The following is a 5,274-nucleotide window of genomic DNA, read 5'->3' as shown; positions in this document are numbered from 1 at the left end:
CTATGCTTGGCGTAACTCTGAACGGATTTGGTGAGCAATGGCGCGCACGAACACGCGGTTTATCGAAGCTCACAACAAGCTTCTAAGTCTTTGTGAAAAAATGGATTTGGGTGATACGTTGGCGTCAGAGAACCTTCTGGCCGCACAGATGGGCGTCAGCAGGACCGTGATCCGCAGCGTTCTGACCCGTCTGGACGAGTTGGGCATTATCGCTTTGCAGGGCCGCGAAAAGATTCTCAGACGCAGGTCCTTGGCGACGGACCGGTTGGAAACGCCGGCCCCACTCCTGACGATAGAGGAGCTGGAAGGTCGCTTCATGGACTGGGTGCTGCGGATGGATGTGCCTCCCGGTACGGTCTTGAACGTGGCACAGCTGGCCAAGGATTTTTCAGTCGTGCCACATACCTTGCAGGAATTCCTGTCATCCCTCAGCCGGTTCGGCATCGTCGTGCGCCGTCCGGGCGGGGGCTGGGTGCTCCATGGGTTTACCAAGGAATATGCACTGGAACTGTCTGATTTTCGCACGCTGCTGGAACTCAACTCCGTTCGGCATCTGGTGGCTCTGGCGCCAAACCATCCCATCTGGGCACGCCTTGACAGGTTGGAACAGGCGCATCTGGCCCTGTTGGACCGGATCGAACATGATTACCACGACTTCTCACTCCTTGACGAAACCTTTCACGAGGCGATCAATAGCGTGGTCACCAATCGCTTCGTGAAGGAATTCCAGAAGGTGATTTCACTGGTGTTCCATTATCACTTCCAGTGGAATAAAGCCGACGAACGGACGCGGAACGCCGACGCAATCCAGGAACATCTGGCATATATCGCAGCGTTGCGCAGCCGTGACGCCGCAGCCGCGCAGGCCGCCGCCCTTCGGCATCTGGCGACGTCAAAACAGACCTTGCTGAAGGCGCTTCAGGCTAACAGCCACACGGACTAGGTCGTGACGAAATCCCGCGCCGCATCCGTCAGGGTCAATGCAGCAGCGTCCAGATTGCGCTGCAGGTAACTGACCTTGCCCGTGCCGAGCAGCACCGAGCTGGTCTGCGGCTGGTGCAGCGCAAATTGGACTGCGGCTTCGGCCAGCGTCAGCCCCACCGCCCGCGCCCGCTGCTGCAGGTCGCCGACCCGATCCAGAATATCCTGCGAGGCCGGCGCATAGTCGAACCAAGCGCCCGGCTGTGGCCCGGTCGCAAGAATGCCGGAGTTGAAGATGCCACCCAGCACGAGGCTGGTTCCCTGCGCGCGACACGCATCAAGCAGGCCTGCCTCCGCCTCGCGGTCCAGCAAGGTCAGCCGCCCGGCCAGCAGAATGCCGTCCAGCGGGCAGTGCCGCATCACATCAAGGCAGACCTGGCTTTCATTCACCCCAAGCCCTATCGCGCCGATCCGTCCGGCCTGTTTAAGATCCTGCAGTGCACCCATGCCGGATCCCAGCAGATCTTCCATGTGCCGTGCCCCATCGACGGGGCCGTGAGTGTAGTTACCGATGTCGTGAACATAGACAATCTCGATCCGATCCGTGCCGAGGCGCGCGCCGCTTTGGGCAAGGCTTTCGCGGATCCCGGCGGCGGAATAGTCATAATGTACGGCATTGGGCAGCGGATCGATGAAGCCGTCTGCCTCCTTTAGCGCGGGCCCCGGCGACAGCACGCGCCCGACCTTGGTAGACAGCACGTAGTCGGAGCGGGAACGATCCTTCAGGAACGCGCCAATGCGTTGCTCCGACAGCCCCCGACCATAGCGCGGCGCGGTGTCAAAATAGCGGATGCCCGCAGTCCAGGCATGCTGCATAACCGCGCGGGCATCGTCATCGCTGATCACGCTCCCCAGATTGCCAAGGCTTGCACCACCCAGTGACAGGGCTGTCACCTTGACATCTGTCTGACCGATCCGGTTCCGTTTCATGATGCAGCTTCCGTGTTGCGGACCACGAGGGCTGAAAGGATGGGTTTGGCTGACAGGTCGCCCTGCAACTTGGCCCAATCCAGCATCGCCGCGATCCGGCGCGCGATCTTGTCCCGGTGGTTCTGCGCGATATCTGCGATCCGGTGGTCCAGAAACGGATTGGCAAAACGGTCACGGGTACTGATGACATATGCGTCAAAGGCCTTCGACAACCCTGCGGCGACAAAGGCTGGGCGGACTTCATTCTGCAGCACCGCGTTCAATGCAGCCAGCGTGGCGGGATCGGCCATCATCTGGCGCACCAGCAGATCGTCCGGCCCCTCTGTGCCAAGCCAGCGATCGGCCAGCACCGTATGCCCGAGATTCAACACGAAAAGCTTCAACGCCTCAATCTCTGCAAGCGACGGCACGACCCGAATTGCAGGATGCCGGCAGGGCAGGCACAGCCCCGGCTGATCCTCGATCGCCCACAATGCATAGGGTTCGGCGACAGCGCCCGCTGGCTCCAGCGGTTCGGACACAATGCGATCGACCAGAGAATTGACCCAGCGCACGTCGTTTCGTAGCCACGCCTGCAGCTCTGCGGGATCCCCCGCAGCAAGCTCCAGAACTCGCTCTTTCAGCCGAGCTCCATTGTCAGCAATCAGCTCCGTCGGCATGATTTGTATCGACGCGGCTCCGGCATTGAATCTTGCGCGCAGCAGACACAGCAATTTGGCCGGATAGGACATGGATTGCGCGAAGGCCGCCGCGGTATCGGCCGGTTGTGGCGCGTAGCCCGCATCGGCCGTATTCGAAAGCACGAATTGCGCCTCTGTCACAAAAACGCGGGTGACAGCGTCCCAATCGTGTGCTGTGGACAGCGTCCGCGCGACGCTGCGCACGCTCAGCCGCTCCTGTACCTTCTGCCCGTCGACCAAACCCTCGATCCGAACGGGGTAGGTGCCGACCAGCCCCTGCAGCCGCTGTGCCCGCGCCGGATCGCCGGAACTCTGGACCACCGTGATCGGCCCCACAGCCTGACCCTCTGCCATCGCGTCAGAAACAAACAGATCGACATGGGCCTGCAGAAAGCGGCTGGTGCCGAACTGCAAAATTGGCGTGAGCGACATTGAGCGTCCTCTCTCTGGACTATTGAAGGGGTGGACATTCCGCTGCAGTGTTTTTAATAATACAAAACATATTGAGTCAAGCGACCAAAGAAAGAGATCGTAGATGGCGCAAGCCGACCGTATCGATGCCCACCAGCATTTCTGGCAGATCACCCGGGGCGATTACGATTGGATGACCGATGACGTCGCCGCAATTCGGCACGATATTTTGCCCGCCGATCTGGCACCCCTTTTGCAGCGCCAAGGCATCGCGGGCACAATCGTCGTGCAGGCCGCCGCCACCTTGGCCGAGACAGAATTCCTGCTGGCACTGGCGCACGATCAGACCTTCATTCGGGGCGTAGTTGGCTGGGTCGATCTGACAGATTCGGGCGCGCCGGTGATGCTGGACGATCTGTGTCGTCATCCGGCGTTCAAGGGGGTGCGTCCGATGCTCCAGGATATCGCGGACACCCGCTGGATCGCGCAACCGACCGTCATCGCCAACTTGCGCGTCCTGGCGGAACGCGGTTTGCGGCTGGATGCGCTTGTCACACCGCGCCATCTGGATGTGCTGGCAGAGGTGGCAGCACAGGTGCCGTCCTTGCCCATCGTTATCGACCATTGCGCCAAGCCCGTCCTCGCGAAGCACGCCGATGCGGGCGATGCCTGGCGCCAAGGCATGACCCGCCTCGCACGTTTGCCGCAGGTGATGTGCAAGGTGTCCGGCCTTGCCAATGAGGCGGGGCCGGGCTGGTCGGCCGAAAGTTTGCGCCCGGTTGTTGATCATGTCCTGACGCAGTTCGGACCGGATCGCGTCATGTGGGGCAGCGACTGGCCCGTGCTGACCTTGGCGGGGGATTACGACGGCTGGTGCGCTGTGTCCGACCAACTCTTCATGCAGTTGTCCACGGCCGACCGCGCGGCGGTCTATGGCGGTACGGCACAGTCCTTTTATGGGATTGCCGCATGAGTTTTCGCATCGTCTGCATCGGGGAGCCGCTGGCCGAGATATCTCGGAGCGATGCCGGGTTTGGCGTGGGGTTCGGCGGCGACACGCTAAACACCGCGATCTATTGCGCCCGCAGTGTCGCCGGTCTCGAGATCGCCGTGGATTACGTCACGGCGGTCGGTCAGGACACCCTGTCACAGGGCATCCTCGATTTGTTGGCCAAAGAAGGGGTGGAAACCGATCATATTACCCGAGATCCGGCTCGGCAGGTCGGTATCTACGCGATTGAAACTGATCCTGAAGGCGAGCGCAGCTTTCACTACTGGCGCGACACCTCAGCAGCGCGGCAGATGTTTAACGCAGGTGGATCGCCGCATCTAGCCGCGATCGCAGCGGCGGATCTGATCTATTTGTCGGGCATCTCTGTCGCGATCCTGTCGCCGCAGGCGCGCGACAGATTGTGGACCGCCCTATCAGGTGCCCGCCGGCGCGGGGCTTTAATCGCATTTGACTCTAATTACCGTCCCCGCTTGTGGGACAGTACGGAAACCGCGCGTACCCAGATCGACCGCTTTTGGCACGTTACCGATATCGCCCTGCCTTCCGCGGATGACGAAGCGGCCCTGTTCGGTGACAGCGATCCCGCCTCAATTATCGCCCGTTTGCGCGCGGCCGGTGCCACAACGGGTGCGGTGAAACGCGGGGCACAGGGTGCCATGTCACTGCAGACCGGGATAGCGCTGCGCGACGCCTCCGCTGCCGACATGGTGATCGATACGACAGGGGCCGGAGACAGCTTCAATGGCGCATATCTGGCCGCCCGCGCCGGCGGTCTGCCAGAGCCTCAGGCCCTCGCGCTGGCTCATGATCTGGCGTGCCGCGTCGTGGGGCACCGCGGTGCGCTTCTGCCTGTACGGCCACCTGCCAGACCGAGGCGCATGGCCTCTGTCATCCGTCTGCGGCCGGAGCATCTGGCTGAATATACCCGCCTGCACGCCGATGTCTGGCCCGGTGTACTGGCCCGGTTGCGGGCCTCACATGTCACCAACTACTCGATCTACCTCAAGCGGCCGGAAATGCTGATGTTCGGATATTTCGAATACACGGGTAAGGATTTCGCGGCAGATGATGCAGCGATTGCCGCCGATCCCGTCACGCAGAACTGGTGGGCTGTCTGCGGTCCTATGCAGGATCCCTTCGACACCCGCACGCCCGGCGAATGGTGGGCAGGAATGGAGGAGGTCTTTCATGTCGATTGATTGGCGCGCAAGATGGCGGAACGTGAAGGTATTTTATAACCTTACGACTGCAGCTGCCCTC

5 protein-coding genes are annotated in these 5,274 nt (G+C 61.4%); 3 read left to right on the top strand and 2 right to left on the bottom strand.

The window, feature by feature from the left end:
• The first annotated feature begins 106 nt into the window (after positions 1 to 106).
• Positions 107 to 943 carry a GntR family transcriptional regulator gene (locus ACOI1H_RS23495; RefSeq protein ID WP_422440593.1) on the top strand — a complete coding sequence of 279 codons (837 nt, stop codon included), beginning with the start codon at positions 107 to 109 and terminating at the stop codon, positions 941 to 943.
• On the opposite strand, the gene ACOI1H_RS23490 is transcribed toward ACOI1H_RS23495, so the two are convergent.
• Entirely contained in the window at positions 940 to 1,911 is a 972-nt protein-coding gene (locus ACOI1H_RS23490) for an aldo/keto reductase (RefSeq protein WP_422440592.1), read from the bottom strand. The two genes, ACOI1H_RS23495 and ACOI1H_RS23490, sit on opposite strands and share 4 nt — an antisense overlap.
• Entirely contained in the window at positions 1,908 to 3,023 is a 1,116-nt protein-coding gene (locus ACOI1H_RS23485) for a mannitol dehydrogenase family protein (RefSeq protein WP_422440590.1), read from the bottom strand. Before ACOI1H_RS23485 ends, ACOI1H_RS23490 begins: the two co-directional genes overlap by 4 nt.
• 103 nt (positions 3,024 to 3,126) lie before the next feature.
• Here ACOI1H_RS23485 and ACOI1H_RS23480 point away from each other — a divergent pair, with 103 nt between their 5' ends.
• Positions 3,127 to 3,975, top strand: coding sequence for an amidohydrolase family protein (locus ACOI1H_RS23480; protein ID WP_422440589.1), 849 nt, complete (start codon positions 3,127 to 3,129; stop codon positions 3,973 to 3,975).
• Complete coding sequence (locus ACOI1H_RS23475) at positions 3,972 to 5,213, top strand: PfkB family carbohydrate kinase (RefSeq protein WP_422440588.1); 1,242 nt, start codon at positions 3,972 to 3,974, stop codon at positions 5,211 to 5,213. Before ACOI1H_RS23480 ends, ACOI1H_RS23475 begins: the two co-directional genes overlap by 4 nt.
• Positions 5,214 to 5,274 lie beyond the last annotated feature (61 nt).

The organism is Loktanella sp. DJP18, from assembly GCF_049310965.1.
GTDB lineage: Bacteria > Pseudomonadota > Alphaproteobacteria > Rhodobacterales > Rhodobacteraceae > Loktanella.
This window is presented reverse-complemented; position numbering and strand designations above follow the sequence as displayed.